We start from the raw sequence: 16,660 nt of genomic DNA on the forward strand, positions 1-16,660 counted from the left end.
CTCAAGGATCGGATGCTCCCACGACCCAGTCATCACAACCAGGCCCGAAGGGCAAATTCTCTATCTTACTGATCTCGTTCCTGTTGTCAAATCGCGTTTCGGCGACTCGCTCATCGGAATGAGGCAGTTCCTTCATCCAGAACACTCAGAAGAGTTGATGTGGATTCGGGGGGTGGTTCTCCGCTTGAGGGGGGTGAGGCTCTCGGCCTTTCCGCTTCCCTGTGGGGCGAACAGGTAATAACTTACGTGGATTCCGGGGGTCGGGCAAATCCGGCCCGTCCGCCGGGCGTGTCGTCCCGATTTTCCGCGGAACGGCGGTCACCAGGCGGTCCACGCCGCCCAGAGCCGCGCATAGGGTCCCGGCGTCTCGACGAGGTCGGCGTGCGTTCCCGACTGCACGATCCGCCCGTCCTCCATCACCAGGATGCGGTCTGCGGTCACCGCCTGGGTGAGCCGGTGCGCGATCACGATCCCCGTGCGCGCACCGATCGCCCGGGCCGCCGCGTCGTCGAGGATCTCGGCGTCCGCCGACCCCGCCTCCGCCGTCGCCTCATCGAGGATCACGACCGAGGCATCCGACAATGCCACCCGCACCAGCGCCAGGTGCTGCGCCTGCCCCGGGGGGAGCGGATGCCCCGACTCCCCCACCGGAGTGTCGAGTCCCTCGGGCAGGCGGTGGATCCAGTGCGCGTCCAGCGCGTCGATGACCGTGAGCATCCGCTCCTCGTCGGCATCCGCGAACAGCCCCAGGTCGTCGCGCACAGTGCCCGCGAACACATGGGGCTCCTGGCTCAGCATGATCACGGCATCCTGCAGGTCGTGCGGGTGCCACTCCCCGATCGCACGGCCGTCGTGGCGGACGTCTCCCCCGCCCACGGGGAGCGCACCCGCGAGCACACGGGCGAGCGTCGTCTTGCCCGCACCGCTCGCCCCGACCACCGCGATCCTCTCGCCCGCCGATGCGCGCAGGGAGACACCGGCGAGGTCGTCACGATCGGGACGATGTCCGAAGCGCAGCCCCTCGACGTCGATCGCTCCGCGACGGGCGGGTCTCTCCTGCGTACGCGGCGCGGGAGAGGGGAGGCCGATCACTCCGAACAGGCGCGCGAGGCTGGCGCCGGCATCCTGCAGGTCGTCGATCCGGTAGAGCAGGCTGCTCATCGGTCCGAAGAGCCCGAGAAAGTAGAGCGCGGCGGCGGTCGCGGCGCCCAGCTCGACCAGACCGCCCGCGACGAGGAAGTACCCCGTCACCAGCACGGCCGCGAGCCCCAGGAACTCGGCCCCGTTGAGGAAGACGTTGAAGTCGTTGCGCACCCGCGTCGCGCGCACCTCGAGCCCGATCGCCTGCTCGCTGGCCTCGGCGATCCCGGCCAGGTGCCTCTCCTCGGTGCGCAGCGCGACGACGGTGTCGACGCCGCGCACCGCCTCGATCGTGCGCTGCCCCCGCTCGGCCACCACCGTGCGGTGCGCGCGATAGATCGGAGCGGACCGGCGCAGGAACCAGCGCAGTGCGAAGAACTGCACCGGCGCGGCGCACAGCGCCGCCAGTGCGAAGCGCGCGTCGAGCGCCCCCAAGCCGATCAGGCTCAGCACGATCCCGAAGACCGCGGTCAGGAAGGCGGGCAACGCCCCCTCGACGACCTCGCCCACCGCGCGCACGTCGCCCGAGAGACGCGCCACCAGGTCGCCGGTCCCCGCCGCCTCGATCCGCGACGTCGGTTGGGCGAGAGCGGTGCGGAACGCCGACTCACGCACCTCCCGGATCGTGCCCTGCCCCAGCCGGGCCAGCAGCACGCGCCCCACCCACGTGAGCACGGCCGCCGACACCACGGATGCCGCGAGCACCAGTCCGAAGGGCAGCAGCCCTGTGCCGCCCGCCACGATGTCGTCGACCATGAGCCCGATCACCCACGGGGCGACGAGCGCCGCCCCGACGCCCGCGAACAGGGTCACGAGCGCGAGGAGCACGAGACCCCGTCGATGCCCGAGCGCCGTGAGGAGTCCGCGCGCGGTGTCGCGGCGGCTCGCGACCGGCAGCTTCTCGTCGCTCATGCGTCGTCCCTCCGGTCGCGGTCGTCCCGCAGATCGAGATCGTCCCGCGGATTGCGGTCGTCCCGCGGATCGGGGTCTTCCCTCAGATCGTGCACGCGCGCGCACGCCGCGAGCAGCGAGGCGCGGTCGGTGAGCAGCAGGATCGTGCGCCCGTCACGGGCGAGACCTTCGGCGACCTGCGCCTCGGTGATCGGATCGATCGCGGTGGTCGGCTCGTGCAGCACCAGCAGGGGCTGCGGTTGGTGCAGGGCCCGGGCGAGCAGAAGGCGCTGACGCTGACCGCCCGAGAGCCGCAGGCCGCGCTCGCCCACGCGCTCGTCGAGACCGTCGGGCAGCCGGCGCAGCACCTCGTCGAACGCGGATGCCTCGAGGTGCGCGACGTCGATCGGATCGGCGATGTTCTCGGCCGCCGTGCCGCTGAACACCGCGGCGTCGTGCGGCGGGGCGAACACCCGGGATCGGAGACCCTCGGCACCGAGGCGGGCGGCATCCGTTCCGGTCAGCAGCAGCTCGCCGACCTCGGGCTCGCGCTGCCCGCCGAACAGACGCGCGAGATCGACGATCCTCGCCGGGTCTGCGCGAATCCCCGTGAGCTCGCCCGCGCGGATCTCGATCGGGCGCCCGCCGACATCGAGGCGCGCGACCACTCCGCCCGCGGCCACCCCACCTGCGGCCGCGGCGACGGCCTCCGTCACCGGCATCCGCTCGACGGCATCCGCGGCATCCGCTCCCACCTCGGCGGCATCCATTCCCGCCTCGGCGGCATCCATTCCCGCTTCGGCGGTGAACTCGGCGATGCGCGTCGCCGACCCGTGCTTGCTCGCGATCTGCGCCGGCAGATAGCCGAGCGCCTGCAGAGGTCCGCGGATCGTCTGCGCGAGCCCCATCGCCGTGACGAATCCGCCGACCGTGATCGCGCCCTCCAGCGCGAGCCAGCCGCCGAGCATCGCGATGCCGGTGAAGGCGAGACCGCTCACCAGCAGGTTCAGTGCGGTGAGCCCGGCCGTCGCCTTCTCGGCGCGATAGGCGGCCTCGGCCGCGACCGCGCTCTCGGCGACGTAGCGCTCGGCCGCTCGGGGAGACCCGCCCAGGGCGCCGAGCACCCGCAGGCCGGTCGCGAAGTCGGTGCTCACCGCGTCGAGCCGCGCGGCCTGCTTCTGCGCCGCGTATCCGCGACGGCGCAGGCCCCCGCTCACGGCGTGCACGACGAACGCCTGCACGAGCGTGCCGATCACGACGGCGATCGCGAGCGGCCAGGCGATGACGAGCAGCGTGATGCAGGCGACGAGCACCGCCGTCGCCGCGGCCGCCTGCTCGGCGATCACCCAGAAGAACCCGGCCGTCTGCCCGGCATCCGACGACGAGATCGTCAGCACCTCGCCCGCCGGGCGCCGCACGCGACGGCGCAGCGCGAGCCCGAGCACCCCCTGCCGCAGCGCGTGCTCGCCGCGCGCGTAGACGACGGTGGCGGAGCGATCACCCACCTGCCACGCGCAGATCAGTACCGCGAACACGGCGACGAGGAACACCAGCGCCCACCCGAGCGCGACCGGGTCGTGCGGCGCGATGGCCCGGTCGATCACGACGCCCACCGCGACGGGCACCATGACCTCGGCGAGTTGATGCCCGCAGAAACCCGCGATCGAGAGCGCCGCGCGCAGCCGACGCCCGCGCCCCCACACTCCCTCGCGGAACGCCCGTCCCACGGTCGTCGGAGCAGGATTCGGCGCGTGGTTCGGCGCAGGGCGGGGCATCGGGACTCCAGGAATTAGGGGCGCTCTTCACGCTAGCGAGGGCGGGTGTCGCCCAGCGGACAAGTGCTGTCGGCCACCGGACCGGTTCGCGGGGCCGGGGATTCCCGCCTCGGTCACGGCGTCGATCCGGGCGTGCGTCGCCGCGCGGAGTACTGCCACACTGGTGCGCGGAGAGGGAGTCCCATGAGCGCGCACGACCACGAACCAGAACCGGCACGCCCCGCGAAGGCGCGTCGTCCGTGGCGGCGGACGAGGATCGCCGTCGCCTGCGTCGTCGGGGTGGCCGCGGTCGTGGCGATCGTCGGCTCGCTCACGCCGTGGCCGTCGGCCATGATCATCCGCGCCGTGTTCACCAAGGGCGGTGACGAGACAGCGGCGGAGATGGAGAAGCACGTGCCCGACGTCGAGCTCACCGAGCAGCTCGACGTCGCCTACGGGGACCGGGGTGCCGACACGACCCTGGACGTCTTCTCGCCGGCATCCGCCACCGGCCCGCTGCCCACGGTCGTCTGGATTCACGGCGGCGCCTGGATCTCGGGCGCGAAGGAGAACGTCGATCCGTACCTGCGCATCCTCGCCGCCGAGGGCTACACGACGATCGGCGTGAACTACACGATCGGCCCCGAGGGCGTGTACCCGCTCGCGGTGAACCAGCTCAACGAGGCGCTCGCCTACATCGACGAGCATGCCGCCGAGCTGGGCGTCGATCCCACGCGGATCGTGCTCGCCGGGGACTCCGCCGGTGCCCAGCTCGCCAGCCAGATGGCCACGCTCATCACGAGCCCCGACTACGCCGAGATCATGGACATCACTCCGTCGATCGAGGCCTCGCAACTGGTCGCGACCGTGCTCAACTGCGGCGTCTACGACCTGTCGGCGCTCGCGCAGCTCGACGGGATCGCCGGCTGGGGCTTCAAGTCGGCGATGTGGGCGTACTCCGGCACCAAGACCTGGGCGGAGGACTCGACGGGCGCGACGATGTCGACCGTGGACTGGGTGACCGCGGACTTCCCCGCGACCTACATCTCGGGCGGCAACGGTGACGGCCTCACCTGGCTGCAGTCGATCCCGATGGCGAAGCGCCTCGACGAGGTGGGGGTCGAGGTGACGACGCTCTTCTGGCCGGCACCGCACGAGCCGGCGCTCCCCCACGAGTACCAGTTCCACCTCGACCTGCCGGATGCCCGGACCGCCCTGCAGAAGACCATCGACTTCCTGGACGCGCACACGAGTCGCTGAGGCGCGCTGTCAGGCCATGGTGTCGAGGATGCCGACGAGGTCTTCGAAGGTCGTGAGCGGGTTGAGGATCGCGAAGCGCGTGTTCGGGCGGCCCTTGTGCGAGCTCGGCACGACGAAGGCGCGCTGCGAGTCGAGCAGGGCGGCCGACCAGCGGTCGTAGTCGACGCGTTCCCAGCCGTCACGCTCGAACACGACGACCGACAGCTGCGGATCGCGCACGAGCCGGAGCCCGGGGCGTGCCGCGATCTCGTCGGCGATGCGGCGGGTGAGCGCCATCGTCGCCCCGACCGCGTCGCGGTAGGACGTGACGCCGTACGTCGCGAGCGAGAACCAGAGCGGCAGGCCGCGGGGGCGCCGGGTGAGCTGGATCGAGTAGTCGGACGGGCTGAAGTCGTCGCCGTCGGTGAGCGTATCGAGGTACTCGGCGTGCTGGGTGTGCGCGCGGCGTCCCGCCTCCGGATCGCGGTAGATCAGGGCGCAGCAGTCGAACGGCGCGAACAGCCACTTGTGCGGATCGACGATCACCGAGTCCGCGCGCTCCACCCCGGCGAAGATGTGCCGCGCCTCGGGCGACAGCATCGCGGTGAGTCCGTACGCGCCGTCGATGTGCAGCCAGAACTCGAACTCGTCCTTCAGAGCAGCGATGCCGGCGATGTCGTCGACGATGCCGAAGTTCGTCGATCCCCCGGTCGCGACGACCGCGCAGATCTCGTCACCGTGTTCGGCGAGGGCGTCGCGCACGGCATCCGCGCGGAGAACGCCGTCGTCGCCCGCCGGCACGAGCAGCACGTCGGCATCCATCACCCGCGCGGCCGACTTGTTCGAGGAGTGCGCCTCGACGCTGCAGACGATCTTCCACCGCGACGGGAGCTGCTTGCCCGCGTCGAGGAGCCGCGCCTTGGCGGCCTCGCGCGCGGCGACCAGCGCCGACAGGTTGCCGATCGTGCCGCCCTGCACGAAGACCCCGCCCGCGGTGTCGGGAAGCCCGAACTCCTTCGCCAGGAACGAGAGCACCTCGTTCTCGGCGTGCACGGCGCCCGCTCCCTCGAGCCAGCTGCCGCCGTAGAGACCGGATGCCGACACCACCAGGTCGAACGCGATCGCCGCCATGGTCGGCGCGGTGGGGATGAACGACAGGTACAGCGGATGACTCGTGGTCAGGCACGCCGGCGCGAGGATGTGCTCGAACACGCTGAGCGCCCGGTTGGCCCCCAGTCCCGCGTCGGTGATCGTGGCCCCGACGAGCCGGTTGAGCTCGGCCTCGCTCTGCGGCTTGTCGAGCGGCACGTCGGCCGCCAGCATCCGCCGTCGGGAGTAGTCGAGCACCGCGTCGACGATGGCCGTCGACTCGGCCGAGGCGGCGTGCATGCGCACAGCATCCATGGGGCGTTCCTTACTTCGCGGAGGAGGGAGCGGACGCCGGGGCGTCGAGCGGGTTCGGGGTGAGCGGGTTCGGGGTGAGCGGGTTCGGGATGAGCGTGTTCGGGGTGAGGGGATCCGGGGCATCGTCGCGCGGATCGAGCACGACGGCGAGCGTGCGCCGGGCGAGGGCGGCGCGATCGTGCGGCGCCCACTTCACCAACGAGTGCGCGTTCATGCCGTCGATCATCGCGAGCAGCAACCAGGCCGCCGTCTCGGTGCGGGTCGCCGAGATCTCGCCCGAGGCGACGGCATGGGCGAGATGCGTCTCGAGGGCGCTCTGCCAGAGGTCCATCTCGGAGCGCACGCGCGCGGCGAGCGCCTCGTTGCGCGCGCCCAGCGCCCACGCCTGCACCCACACGAGGGTCACGTCGTCGCGACGGCCGTCGAGCAGCGTCTCGGTCATGTGCAGCAGGTTGTCGCGCACGGTCGCGCCGGGGTCGAACGACGCCATCACCTCGTCGCGCTCGGCCGCCACGATCTCGCCGAAGACATCGGCGAGGAAGGCGTCCATGCCCGGGCGGTAGTGCGCGACGAGAGCCGGGGTGACACCCACGCGGGCGGCGACGGCACGGAGGGTGAGAGCCTCCAGCCCGCTCTCGCGGGCGAGCCCGACGGCCCCCTCGAGGATCGAGCGGTCGCGCTCTTCGGGAGGGAGGCGCCGGTGGCCGGAGACTCTTGACGTCGTGTTCATCACGGGTTACCGTAGCACCTGTTGATCGCATGTTCAATAACCACTCCACCGCGAGGAGACACCGATGGCCTGGCGCATGCCCGCAGAGACCGCACGCCACGATCGCACCTGGATGGCCTTCCCCGTCGAGGGCCAGACGCTCGGCGAGAGCGCGGCCGAGCGCGCCGAGGGGTACGCGACGTGGACGGCGGTGGCGCACGCGGTCGCCGAGTTCGAGCCGGTCACGATGCTGGTCGATCCGCGCGAGCTCGCGCGGGCGAGACGGATGCTGGGAGCGGGTGTCGAGATCGTGGAGGCGCCGGTCGACGAGTTCTGGATGCGCGACTCCGGACCGACCTTCGTGATCGACGACGACCGGCCCGAGGCGCTCGGCGCGGTCGACTGGATCTTCAACGGCTGGGGCGACCCGGAGTGGGCCGACTGGGCGGCGGCCGCGCAGCACGCCCGCATCATCGCACGCGGCGTCGACGCCGAGCTCGTGAGCTCGACCCTCGTGAACGAGGGCGGCGGGATCCACGTCGACGGCCAGGGCACCGTGCTGCTCACCGAGACCGTGCAGCTCGACCCGCGCCGCAATCCCTACGCCGACCGGCAGCGCGTCGAGGCCGAGATGCTGCGCACGATCGGGGCGACCAAGGCGGTCTGGCTGCCGCGCGGGCTCACTCGCGACTACGACGACTTCGGCACCAACGGGCACGTCGATATCGTGGCGACGATCGTCTCGCCCGGGCGCCTGCTGCTGCACGCGCAGAACGACACCGCGCACCCCGACCACGCGGTGACGCGCGAGCTGCGGGCGCACCTCGCCGAGCAGACGGATGCCGCCGGCCGCAGCTTCGAGGTGATCGATCTCCCCGCGCCCTCCACGCTGCGCGACGACGAGGGCTTCGTGGACTGGAGCTATGTCAACCATCTGGTGACGAACGACGGCGTGGTCGCCTGCGGGTTCGGAGACGAGCGGGCAGATGCCGTGGCGCGCGAGATCCTCGCCGAGGCGTATCCCGGCCGACGCGTCGTGACCGTCGATGCACGACCGCTGTTCGACCGCGGGGGCGGCATCCACTGCATCACGCAGCAGCAGCCCGCGCTCGGGCAGTCCTCACCCACGGGCGCACTCGCATGATCGATGTCGTCGAGGCGTCGATCGCCGACCTGCGGCGCGCCCTCGACGAGGGAGCCGCGACGGCGGTCGACCTCGTCGACGCCTATCTCGCCCGCATCGACGCCTATGACGGCCCGGGCACGCCCACCGCATTGAACGCGGTCGTCGTGCGCAACCCGGAGGCCCGTGCCGAGGCGGAGGCATCCGACGAGCGTCGGGCGCGCGGCGAGACCCTCGGCCCGCTCGACGGCATCCCCTACACGGCCAAGGACAGCTACCTCGTGCGCGGGCTCACCGCCGCCGCCGGCAGTCCGGCCTTCGCGCGGCTCGTCGCCCAGCGCGACGCGTTCACCATCGAGCGGCTGCGGGCCGGCGGGGCCATCTGCCTCGGACTCACCAACATGCCGCCGATGGCGAACGGCGGCATGCAGCGCGGGGTCTACGGACGCGCCGAGAGTCCGTACAGCGCGCAGTGGCTCACCGCTCCCTTCGCCTCCGGATCGTCGAACGGCTCGGGCACCGCGACCGCCGCGAGCTTCGCCGCGTTCGGCCTGGCCGAGGAGACCTGGTCGAGCGGTCGAGGCCCGGCGACGAACAACGCCCTCTGCGCGTACACGCCCTCGCGCGGCGTGATCTCGGTGCGCGGCAACTGGCCCCTCGTGCCCACGATGGACGTGGTGGTGCCGCACGCTCGCACGATGGCCGATCTGCTCGAGGTGCTCGACGTCATCGTCGCCGATGACGCCGAGACGCGCGGAGACTTCTGGCGCACGCAGCCGTGGGTGCCGATCCCGGCCGCCTCCGCGGTGCGTCCCGCCTCCTATCCGGCGCTCGCCACGACCGGCACGCTCGCCGCGACCGGCACGCCCCCTTCCGACCGCGCGAACCCCCTCGCCGGTATCCGGCTCGGCATCCCGCGCATGTACATCGACGCCGATCCCGACGCGGGCACCGCCGCGCACCCCGGGGTCGGCGGGCCGACCGGTCGGCGCATCGACACCCGCCCCTCGGTCCTCACTCGCTGGGCGGCAGCGCGCCGCGACCTCGAGGCGGCGGGGGCGACCGTGGTCGAGGTCGACTTCCCCGTGGTGTCGAACTACGAGGGCGACCGCCCCGGCGCCCCGACGATCGCGACGCGCGGGCTCGTCTCGCCCGCCTACCTGCACCGCGAGATCGTCGATCTCTCGGCGTGGGCGTGGGAGGACTTCTTGCGAGCCAACGGCGACCCCGCCCTCGACTCACTGACCGGCATCGACGGATCCACGATCTTCCCGCACCCGGACGGCGCGCTGCCCGACCGCTACACCGGCTTCGACGACGACATCGCCGAGTACCCCGACTGGGTGCGGGCGCATCCCGACACCGGCCCCGACGACATGCCCGAGCTGCCCGAGGGTCTCCGCGGGCTCGAGGAGACCCGGCACCGCGATCTCGAGCAGTGGATGGACGGCCTCGGCCTCGACGCCGTCGTCTTCCCCGCCGTCGCCGACCTCGGCGCCGCCGACATGGACGTCGACCCGGCATCCGCCGACCTCGGCTGGCGCAACGGCACCTGGATCGCGAACGGCAACCTCGCCATCCGTCACCTCGGCATCCCGACGGTCACGTTGCCGATGGGGCTCCTCGACGACATCGGCATGCCGATCGGACTCACCTTCGCCGGCCGCGCCTACGACGACGCGCGCCTGCTGCGGCTCGCGGCGGCGTTCGAGGCATCCGGAGCACCCGGCGAGCGCCGCACGCCCCCGCCGCGCACACCCGCGCTCTGAACGGCGGACCACCGCAGGAGCTAGGGGCCCCTCACTCCCAGGTGTGCACCGGCTCCCCGGCCCGGGCGAGCTCGAGGTAGTCGCGGAGCATGCCGTGCAGCGCCTCCGCCCGGGTCTGCCCCGCGCGCTCCCGCGCCGCGACGCTGCCCCGCTGCCACGTCGCCCCGTTGCGCCCGGTCACGCAGCGCTGCTCGATGATGCCGAGGTACCGATCGCGTGCCGCCGGGTCGACACCGTACGCGTCGAGCCCCTCGGCGGCCATCGGCAGCAGTCGCCGCAGCACGAGCTCGCGCGCGCCGACCCAGCCCACCTCGGGCCAGTAGAGTCGCGCCTCGATCCCGTCGCGCGCGCCCGCCCGCAGGTTCTCGGCCGCGGCATCGAAGCTCATCTGCGTCCACAGCGGACGATCGGCTTCGGCGAGCGTGCGCACGAGACCGTAATAGAAGGCCGTGTCGGCGAGCACGTCCACGACCGTCGGGCCCGCCGGCAGCACGCGGTTCTCGACGCGCAGGTGGGCGGTGCCGTCGACCGTGTCGTAGATGGGTCGGTTCCAGCGGTACACCGTGCCGTTGTGCATGCGCAGCTCGGCGAGGGAGGGCGCGCGGCCGGCGGCGAGTTCCGCGAAGGGGTCCTCGTCGGTGACCGCCGGCAGCAGCGCCGGGAAGTACCGTGAGTTCTCCTCGAAGAGGTCGAAGATCGAGGTGACCCAGCGCTCCCCGAACCACACGCGCGGACGCACGCCCTGATTCTTCAGCTCCTGCGAGCGGGTGTCGGTGGCCTGCTCGAACATCGGGATGCGGGTCTCGTGCCACAGCGCGCGTCCCGCGAAGAACGGGGAGTTGGCGGCGAGCGCGACCTGCACCCCGGCCATGGCCTGCGCCGCGTTCCAGTACGGCGCGAAGGAGTCCGGCTCGACCTGCAGGTGCAACTGCACCGAGGTGCAGGCGGCCTCGGGAAGGATCGTGTCGGTCACGATGTCGAGGCTCTCGCGGGGGCTGCCCGGCAGCGGTACGCCGTCCAGCTTCAGTTCGATGTCCTCCCCGCGCGCGGCGAGCACCTGCTGGCCGAGCAGGCTGTAGCGCGGATCCTCCGAGATCCAGCGCTCGGTGAAGTGGTGCTCGTCGAGTGTGGGCAGCATCCCGATCATCGCGATCGCATTGCCGGTCGCCGCCTGCACCCGGGCATCCGCCTCGTCGATGGCGTTGCGCAGCGACGTCTCGAGATCGCGCGTGCGCCCTCCGCCGATCGGGCGCGGCGCGACGTTGACCTCGATGTTGAACCGACCGAGTTCGGTCTGGAACGCGGGGCTGGCGATCGCTTCCAGCGCCGCCTCGTTGGCCATGGCCGGATCCCCGGCGGGGTCGACGAGGTTGAGCTCGATCTCGAGGCCGAGCTGAGGCAGCGCTCCGTCGAAGCGTCCATCGGCGAGCATCTCGGCGAGCGCGTCGAGGCACTGCTCGGTCTTGGCGCGGAACTTCGTACGGTCCTGGCGCGTGAAACTGCGCGCGTCGATGCGGTCACCCATCCCTCGACGGTAGCGGCCGTACGCGAATCACCCCGACCCCTTGACATTTCATCATTGTGACGAACGGCACATCCGTTATATGTTTGCCCCATGAGCGTCGAGAGCCCGAATCCCGAGAGCAGCCCCGCCACGCAGGCCACCCCCGCCGAGAACGCCTCCGCCGAGAACACGCGTGCGCTCGAGGGCGGGATCGTGACCGACCTCGAAGGCAAGATGACCTACGGCTCGTACCTCGCGCTCGACCAACTGCTCACGGCGCAGCGCCCGGTGAGCGCCCCCGAGCACCACGACGAGATGCTGTTCATCATCCAGCACCAGACCACCGAGCTGTGGCTCAAGCAGCTGCTGCACGAGCTCTCCTCGGCGCGCGAGCTCCTCGCCCGCGACGACCTGCGCGAAGCCCTCAAGCGCATCGCCCGGGTCAAGCGCATCCAGGACGTCATGACCCAGCAGTGGGCGGTGCTCGCGACCCTCACCCCCACCGAGTACGCGCAGTTCCGCGGCGCGTTGGGCAACTCCTCGGGCTTCCAGTCGGTGCAGTACCGTGCGGTCGAGTTCGCCCTCGGCAACAAGAACGAGAAGATGCTCGGCGTCTTCCGCGATCACCCCGCCAACCTCGCGCTGCTCACCGCCGAGTGGGAGAAGCCCACCCTGTACGACGAGTTCCTGCGCTTCGCCGCCCGTCGCGGGCTGCCGATCCCCGCCGAGATCCTCGACCGCGACGTGCGGGAGCCCTACCGGATGACGCCCGAGCTCGTGCCCGCGATCCGTGAGATCTACCAGGACCCGAGCCGGTACTGGGACCTCTACGAGGCGTGCGAAGACCTCGTCGACCTCGAGGACAACTTCCAGTTCTGGCGCTTCCGCCACCTCAAGACCGTGGCCCGCACGATCGGCATGAAGGTCGGCACCGGCGGATCCAGCGGCGTCGGTTTCCTGCAGCGCGCGCTCGATCTGACCTTCTTCCCCGAGCTCTACGCCGTGCGCACCGAGATCGGCAGCTGATGAGGGCGGCGACCTTCTTCGACGGCGAGGAATGGCGCGAGGGCGTGATCGACGTGCTCGACGGACGGATGCTCGTGCGCGATGCGACCCCGGCCGACCACCTCCCCCGCCTCGACGGCGTCGTGACGGGCCGGTTCACCGACCACCACGTGCATCTGCAGCTCGTTGACACGACGGGCCTCGCCACCTCGACGCTCGGCCGCGTCATCGACCTCGGGGCGAACGTGACCGAGATCGCACGGCTCGGCGAGACGCTCGCCCCCGTGCGTCTCGACTACGCCGGCGCCTTCCTCACGGCCCCGGGCGGCTACCCCTCCGACCGCGCGTGGGCCCCGGCCGGCTCGGTGCGCGAGATCAACGACGCGACGCAGGCCGCCGAGGCGGTGGACGAGATGGCGGATGCCGGTGCCCGGTGCCTCAAGATCGCCAACAACACGACCGCGGGGCCGGTGTTCGGCGACGAGCTCATCCGCACGATCGTCGACCTGGCCGCCGCCCACGGCCTCACCGTCACCGCTCACGCGGAGGGACCGGGCGAGGCGCAGCGCCTCGCGCGACTCGGCGTCGCGCGCCTCGCGCATGCTCCCTTCACCGAGGTGCTCGATGACGACGAGATCGCCGCGCAGGCGGCATCCGTCGCGTGGATCTCGACGCTCGCCGTGCACGACGACGCGACCCGCGCGGTCGCGGTCGGGAACGTGCGACGCTTCCATGCCGCCGGGGGCGCGGTGCTCTACGGCACCGACATGGGCAACGGCCCGACACCCGTCGGTCTGAACCCGGGCGAGATCGCGGCGCTCCGCGACGCCGGTCTCGACGACGACGCCCTGCTGCGGGCGCTGGCACCGCTCGACCCGCGCGGCCCCGGCGCCCGACCGCTCGTCATTCCCGGAGCGCCCGGCACCTCCCCCGACCCGCTCCGCGCCCGCCCCCTCCTCCCCGAAGACCTGAAGGTGTGACATGACCGACCTCCACGACTCCGCCGTTCTCGACTCCGCCCTTCTCGAGCACGCCCGCGCCCTCGACGCCGCCGATCCGCTCTCGGCGCACCTCGACGCCTTCGCCGATGCCCCGGGCGTCGACGCCTACCTCGACGGGAACTCGCTCGGCCGCCCCCTGCGCGACATCCCGGAGCGGCTCGCGGCCTTCGTGCGCGAGGACTGGGGCACGCGCCTCATCCGGTCGTGGGACGAGCAATGGATGGCACTGCCGATGGAGCTCGGCGACCGCATCGGCCGCGTCGCGCTGGGCGCGGCATCCGGTCAGACCGTCGTCGCCGACTCGACCAGCGTGCTCATCTACAAGCTGATGCGCGCCGCGGCCGCCGCCGACCCGACCCGCACCGAGCTCGTGATCGAGGCGGGCAACTTCCCCACCGACCGATTCCTCGCCGAGGGCGTCGCCGCCGAGACCGGCATGACGCTGCGCTGGATCGAGCCCGACCCCGTGCTCGGCGTGAGCGTCGCCGACGTCGTCGCCGTCGTGTCGGAGCGCACCGCGCTCGTCTCGCTCAGCCACGTCGACTACCGCTCCGGCGCGTTGGCCGACATGCCCGCGATCACGGATGCCGTGCACGCCTCGGGCGCGCTCATGATGTGGGACCTCTGCCACTCGGCGGGCGTCGTTCCGATGCACCTCGACGCGTGGGGCGTCGACATGGCGGTCGGCTGCACCTACAAGTACCTGAACGGCGGCCCGGGATCCCCGGCATTCGCCTATCTCAACCGTGCACACCAGGGCACGCTGCGCCAGCCGATCCAGGGCTGGTGGAGCGCCGCCGACATCTTCGCCATGGGGCCGGAGTACGTGCCCGCCGGCGACATCCGCCAGCTGCTCAGCGGCACGCCGCCGGTCACCTCGATGCTGGCGATGCAGGGGATGCTCGACCTGATCGAGGAGTCCGGCATCGATGCGGTGCGCGCGAAGTCCCGCTCGCTGACCGACCTCGCGGTGCGCGCGTTCGACGAGCAGCTCGCCCCGCTCGGCGTGCGGCTGCTCAGCCCGCGCGACGCCGACCTGCGCGGCGGGCACGTCACGATCGGGCACCCCGACTTCCGGGAGGTCACGCAGAAGCTCTGGGCGGAGGGCGTCATCCCCGACTTCCGGTTCCCCGACGGCATCCGCCTGGGCCTGTCCCCGCTGAGCACCTCGCACGTCGAGACCGTGACCGGCGTGCTGGCGGTGCGCGACGCGCTGCGCGCATGACGGTGACGGCGGAGGGCGCGGGGGCGGCGGCATCCGTCGTCGACGACATCGACGCGCGCCCCGGCAGCACGGCGTCGCTGCTGCGCACGGTCGTGGGCCTGTTCCTGCGCCCGCTCGGCTGGATCTCGACGGCCGATCTCGTCTCGCTCGCCGGTGATCTCGGGATCGAAGCCGCGCAGGCCCGCACCGGCATCGCGCGCCTCAAGCAGAAGGGCCTGCTGCTGGCCGAGCGGCGCGACGCCGTCGGGTACCGCCTGAACCCGGCCGCTCTGGCGATGCTGCAGCGCGGCGATCGGCGCATCTTCGCGATGCGGCAGATGACGGATGCCGATCCCTGGTGCCTCGTGTCGTTCTCGATCCCCGAGACCGAGCGGGCGGTGCGGCATCAGCTGCGCCGTCGCCTGCACTGGATCGGCGCGGGGGTCGTGTCCTCCGCCCTGTGGATCTGCCCCGGGCACCTGCAGGACGAGGTGCGGCAGATCGTCGACGAGGTCGGGGCGCGGGCGTGGGTCACACTCTTCCCCGCCGGGATGCCGGTGACCGATCGCACGCCGGCCGAATCGGCGGCCTCCTGGTGGGATCTCGACGCGCTCGCCGACGAGCACCACCGGTTCCAGGAGTCGCTCACGACGCTGCCCGCCGAGCCGTTCGCCGCGTACGTCCATCTGCTCGACCGCTGGCGCACACTCCCCTACCTCGACCCGGGCCTGCCCCCGTCGATGCTGCCCGCCGACTGGCCGGGTACCCGCAGCTTCGCCGAGTTCGCCTGGCTGTCGGACACGCTCGAGGGCCCGGCCATGGCGCACGTGCGCGCGGTCACCGGGGGCTGACGGAGGGTCTCGCACGAGACGGGCTCAGCGCCCCGGCGACTCCGGCGGCGGGGCCGTCGTCCCGCGCACGACCAGTCGGGTCGGCAGGGTCACGTGGAGCTCGTCGAGCTGCTCGCCGGCGAGCAGCGAGAACACCATCTCGGCCGCGACCGAGCCGAGTCGGCGCATCGGCTGCTGGATCGTCGTCAGCGGCTGTGCGCGTCGCGACGCCTCGGGCACGTCGTCGAAGCCGATCACGGAGAGATCCTCGGGCACCCGGATGCCCATCTCGCGGGCGACGTCGATCACGGCGATCGCCGAGAGGTCGTTCGCGGCGAACACGGCCGTCGGGCGATCCGGGCCGGCGAGCAGCACGCGCGCCGAGTCCCGGGTGGTCTGCCACTCGTAGAGGCCGGGACGGATGAGGTCGGGGTCGACGGGCAGGCCGGCATCGCGAAGCGCGCGTCGATAGCCGGCGTCGCGCAGGCCCGCGGAGCGCAGGTCGGGGCGCCCGCCGAGGAAGCTGATGCGACGGTGACCGAGCTCGAGCAGATGACGCGTCGCGGTCAGTGCGCCGCCGAAGCTGTCGGACTCGACCGTCGGCAGATCGGCGCGGCCGGTGTGCGGGTCGACGGCGACCACCGGGATCTCCGTGGCGGCGTTCACGATCGTCGGCGTCACCATGATCGCGGCGTCGATGAGGGTGCCGGAGAGGCGGCTCAGCGATCGGCGCTCCCACCCCTCCCCCGCGCCCTGATGCGACCCGCTGTAGGCGAGCAGGTCGAACGCCGTGTCGTGCACCGCGGCGCCGACGCCCTTGAGGATCTCGGCGCTGAAGGGCTCGAAGTCGGCGAGCAGCACCCCGATCACGCCGGTGCGCCGCGCGCGCATGCTGCTGGCCACGAGGCTCGATTCGTAGCCGAGCTCGCGCACCGCGTCGAGCACACGACGCACCGTGGCGTCGGCGATGCCGTACCGGCCGTTCACGGCTTTCGACACGGTCGAGACCGAGACTCCCGCCGCCTTCGCGACGTCGTGGATCGTGGTCCGCCCGCTCATGAGCGCCCATCGTATCCGCACACGTCAG

General features: G+C 71.9%; 13 protein-coding genes. 7 read left to right on the top strand and 6 right to left on the bottom strand.

Annotated features, from left to right (window positions below):
- Positions 1-318 precede the first annotated feature (318 nt).
- Entirely contained in the window at positions 319-2,052 is a 1,734-nt protein-coding gene (locus tag ACTJKK_RS07745; RefSeq protein WP_440747551.1) for an ABC transporter ATP-binding protein, read from the bottom strand.
- Positions 2,049-3,806: an ABC transporter transmembrane domain-containing protein gene (locus ACTJKK_RS07750; protein WP_440747552.1), complete on the bottom strand. Its 1,758-nt coding sequence runs from the start codon at positions 3,804-3,806 to the stop codon at positions 2,049-2,051. The genes ACTJKK_RS07745 and ACTJKK_RS07750 overlap by 4 nt, the downstream gene beginning before the upstream one ends.
- 183 nt (positions 3,807-3,989) lie before the next feature.
- Here ACTJKK_RS07750 and ACTJKK_RS07755 point away from each other — a divergent pair, with 183 nt between their 5' ends.
- Positions 3,990-5,045: an alpha/beta hydrolase gene (locus tag ACTJKK_RS07755; protein ID WP_440747553.1), complete on the top strand. Its 1,056-nt coding sequence runs from the start codon at positions 3,990-3,992 to the stop codon at positions 5,043-5,045.
- A 9-nt stretch (positions 5,046-5,054) separates the two neighbouring features.
- On the opposite strand, the gene ACTJKK_RS07760 is transcribed toward ACTJKK_RS07755, so the two are convergent.
- Both ACTJKK_RS07760 and ACTJKK_RS07765 read right to left on the bottom strand, forming a co-directional pair.
- On the bottom strand, positions 5,055-6,428 hold the full coding sequence (locus tag ACTJKK_RS07760; RefSeq protein ID WP_440747554.1) for a pyridoxal phosphate-dependent decarboxylase family protein: 1,374 nt from the start codon (positions 6,426-6,428) through the stop codon (positions 5,055-5,057).
- A 10-nt stretch (positions 6,429-6,438) separates the two neighbouring features.
- The gene (locus tag ACTJKK_RS07765) at positions 6,439-7,158 is read right to left on the bottom strand and encodes a TetR family transcriptional regulator C-terminal domain-containing protein (protein WP_440747555.1); all 720 of its coding nucleotides are present in this window, start codon (positions 7,156-7,158) and stop codon (positions 6,439-6,441) included.
- 64 nt (positions 7,159-7,222) lie between these two features.
- Between ACTJKK_RS07765 and ACTJKK_RS07770 the strand changes: the two genes are divergently transcribed.
- Positions 7,223-8,281, top strand: coding sequence for an agmatine deiminase family protein (locus ACTJKK_RS07770; protein ID WP_440747556.1), 1,059 nt, complete (start codon positions 7,223-7,225; stop codon positions 8,279-8,281).
- Entirely contained in the window at positions 8,278-10,029 is a 1,752-nt protein-coding gene (locus ACTJKK_RS07775) for an amidase (protein WP_440747557.1), read from the top strand. Before ACTJKK_RS07770 ends, ACTJKK_RS07775 begins: the two co-directional genes overlap by 4 nt.
- A 31-nt stretch (positions 10,030-10,060) precedes the next feature.
- Here ACTJKK_RS07775 and ACTJKK_RS07780 read toward each other — a convergent pair whose 3' ends face one another.
- Positions 10,061-11,554, bottom strand: a complete 1,494-nt coding sequence (locus ACTJKK_RS07780) for a glutamate-cysteine ligase family protein (RefSeq protein WP_440747558.1) — start codon at positions 11,552-11,554, stop codon at positions 10,061-10,063.
- A gap of 213 nt (positions 11,555-11,767) precedes the next feature.
- Here ACTJKK_RS07780 and ACTJKK_RS07785 point away from each other — a divergent pair, with 213 nt between their 5' ends.
- The 4 genes from ACTJKK_RS07785 to ACTJKK_RS07800 are packed head-to-tail and all read left to right on the top strand — an operon-like array spanning position 11,768 to position 15,594.
- The gene (locus tag ACTJKK_RS07785; protein WP_440747856.1) at positions 11,768-12,559 is read left to right on the top strand and encodes a tryptophan 2,3-dioxygenase; all 792 of its coding nucleotides are present in this window, start codon (positions 11,768-11,770) and stop codon (positions 12,557-12,559) included.
- Positions 12,559-13,518: an amidohydrolase family protein gene (locus tag ACTJKK_RS07790; protein WP_440747559.1), complete on the top strand. Its 960-nt coding sequence runs from the start codon at positions 12,559-12,561 to the stop codon at positions 13,516-13,518. The genes ACTJKK_RS07785 and ACTJKK_RS07790 overlap by 1 nt, the downstream gene beginning before the upstream one ends.
- A gap of 1 nt (position 13,519) precedes the next feature.
- A complete protein-coding gene (locus ACTJKK_RS07795) occupies positions 13,520-14,764 on the top strand; it encodes a kynureninase (protein WP_440747560.1) in 1,245 nt (414 codons plus the stop codon).
- Positions 14,761-15,594: a PaaX family transcriptional regulator gene (locus ACTJKK_RS07800; protein ID WP_440747561.1), complete on the top strand. Its 834-nt coding sequence runs from the start codon at positions 14,761-14,763 to the stop codon at positions 15,592-15,594. The genes ACTJKK_RS07795 and ACTJKK_RS07800 overlap by 4 nt, the downstream gene beginning before the upstream one ends.
- A 24-nt stretch (positions 15,595-15,618) precedes the next feature.
- Here the strand turns inward: ACTJKK_RS07800 and ACTJKK_RS07805 are convergent, their stop codons facing one another.
- Positions 15,619-16,632 (bottom strand): LacI family DNA-binding transcriptional regulator, encoded by a 1,014-nt coding sequence (locus ACTJKK_RS07805; RefSeq protein WP_247624659.1) that lies wholly within the window; start codon positions 16,630-16,632, stop codon positions 15,619-15,621.
- Between the last annotated feature and the right edge of the window lie 28 nt (positions 16,633-16,660).

The sequence above is a fragment of the Microbacterium sp. 22179 genome, from assembly GCF_052045715.1.
Taxonomy (GTDB): Bacteria; Actinomycetota; Actinomycetes; order Actinomycetales; family Microbacteriaceae; genus Microbacterium; species Microbacterium galbinum.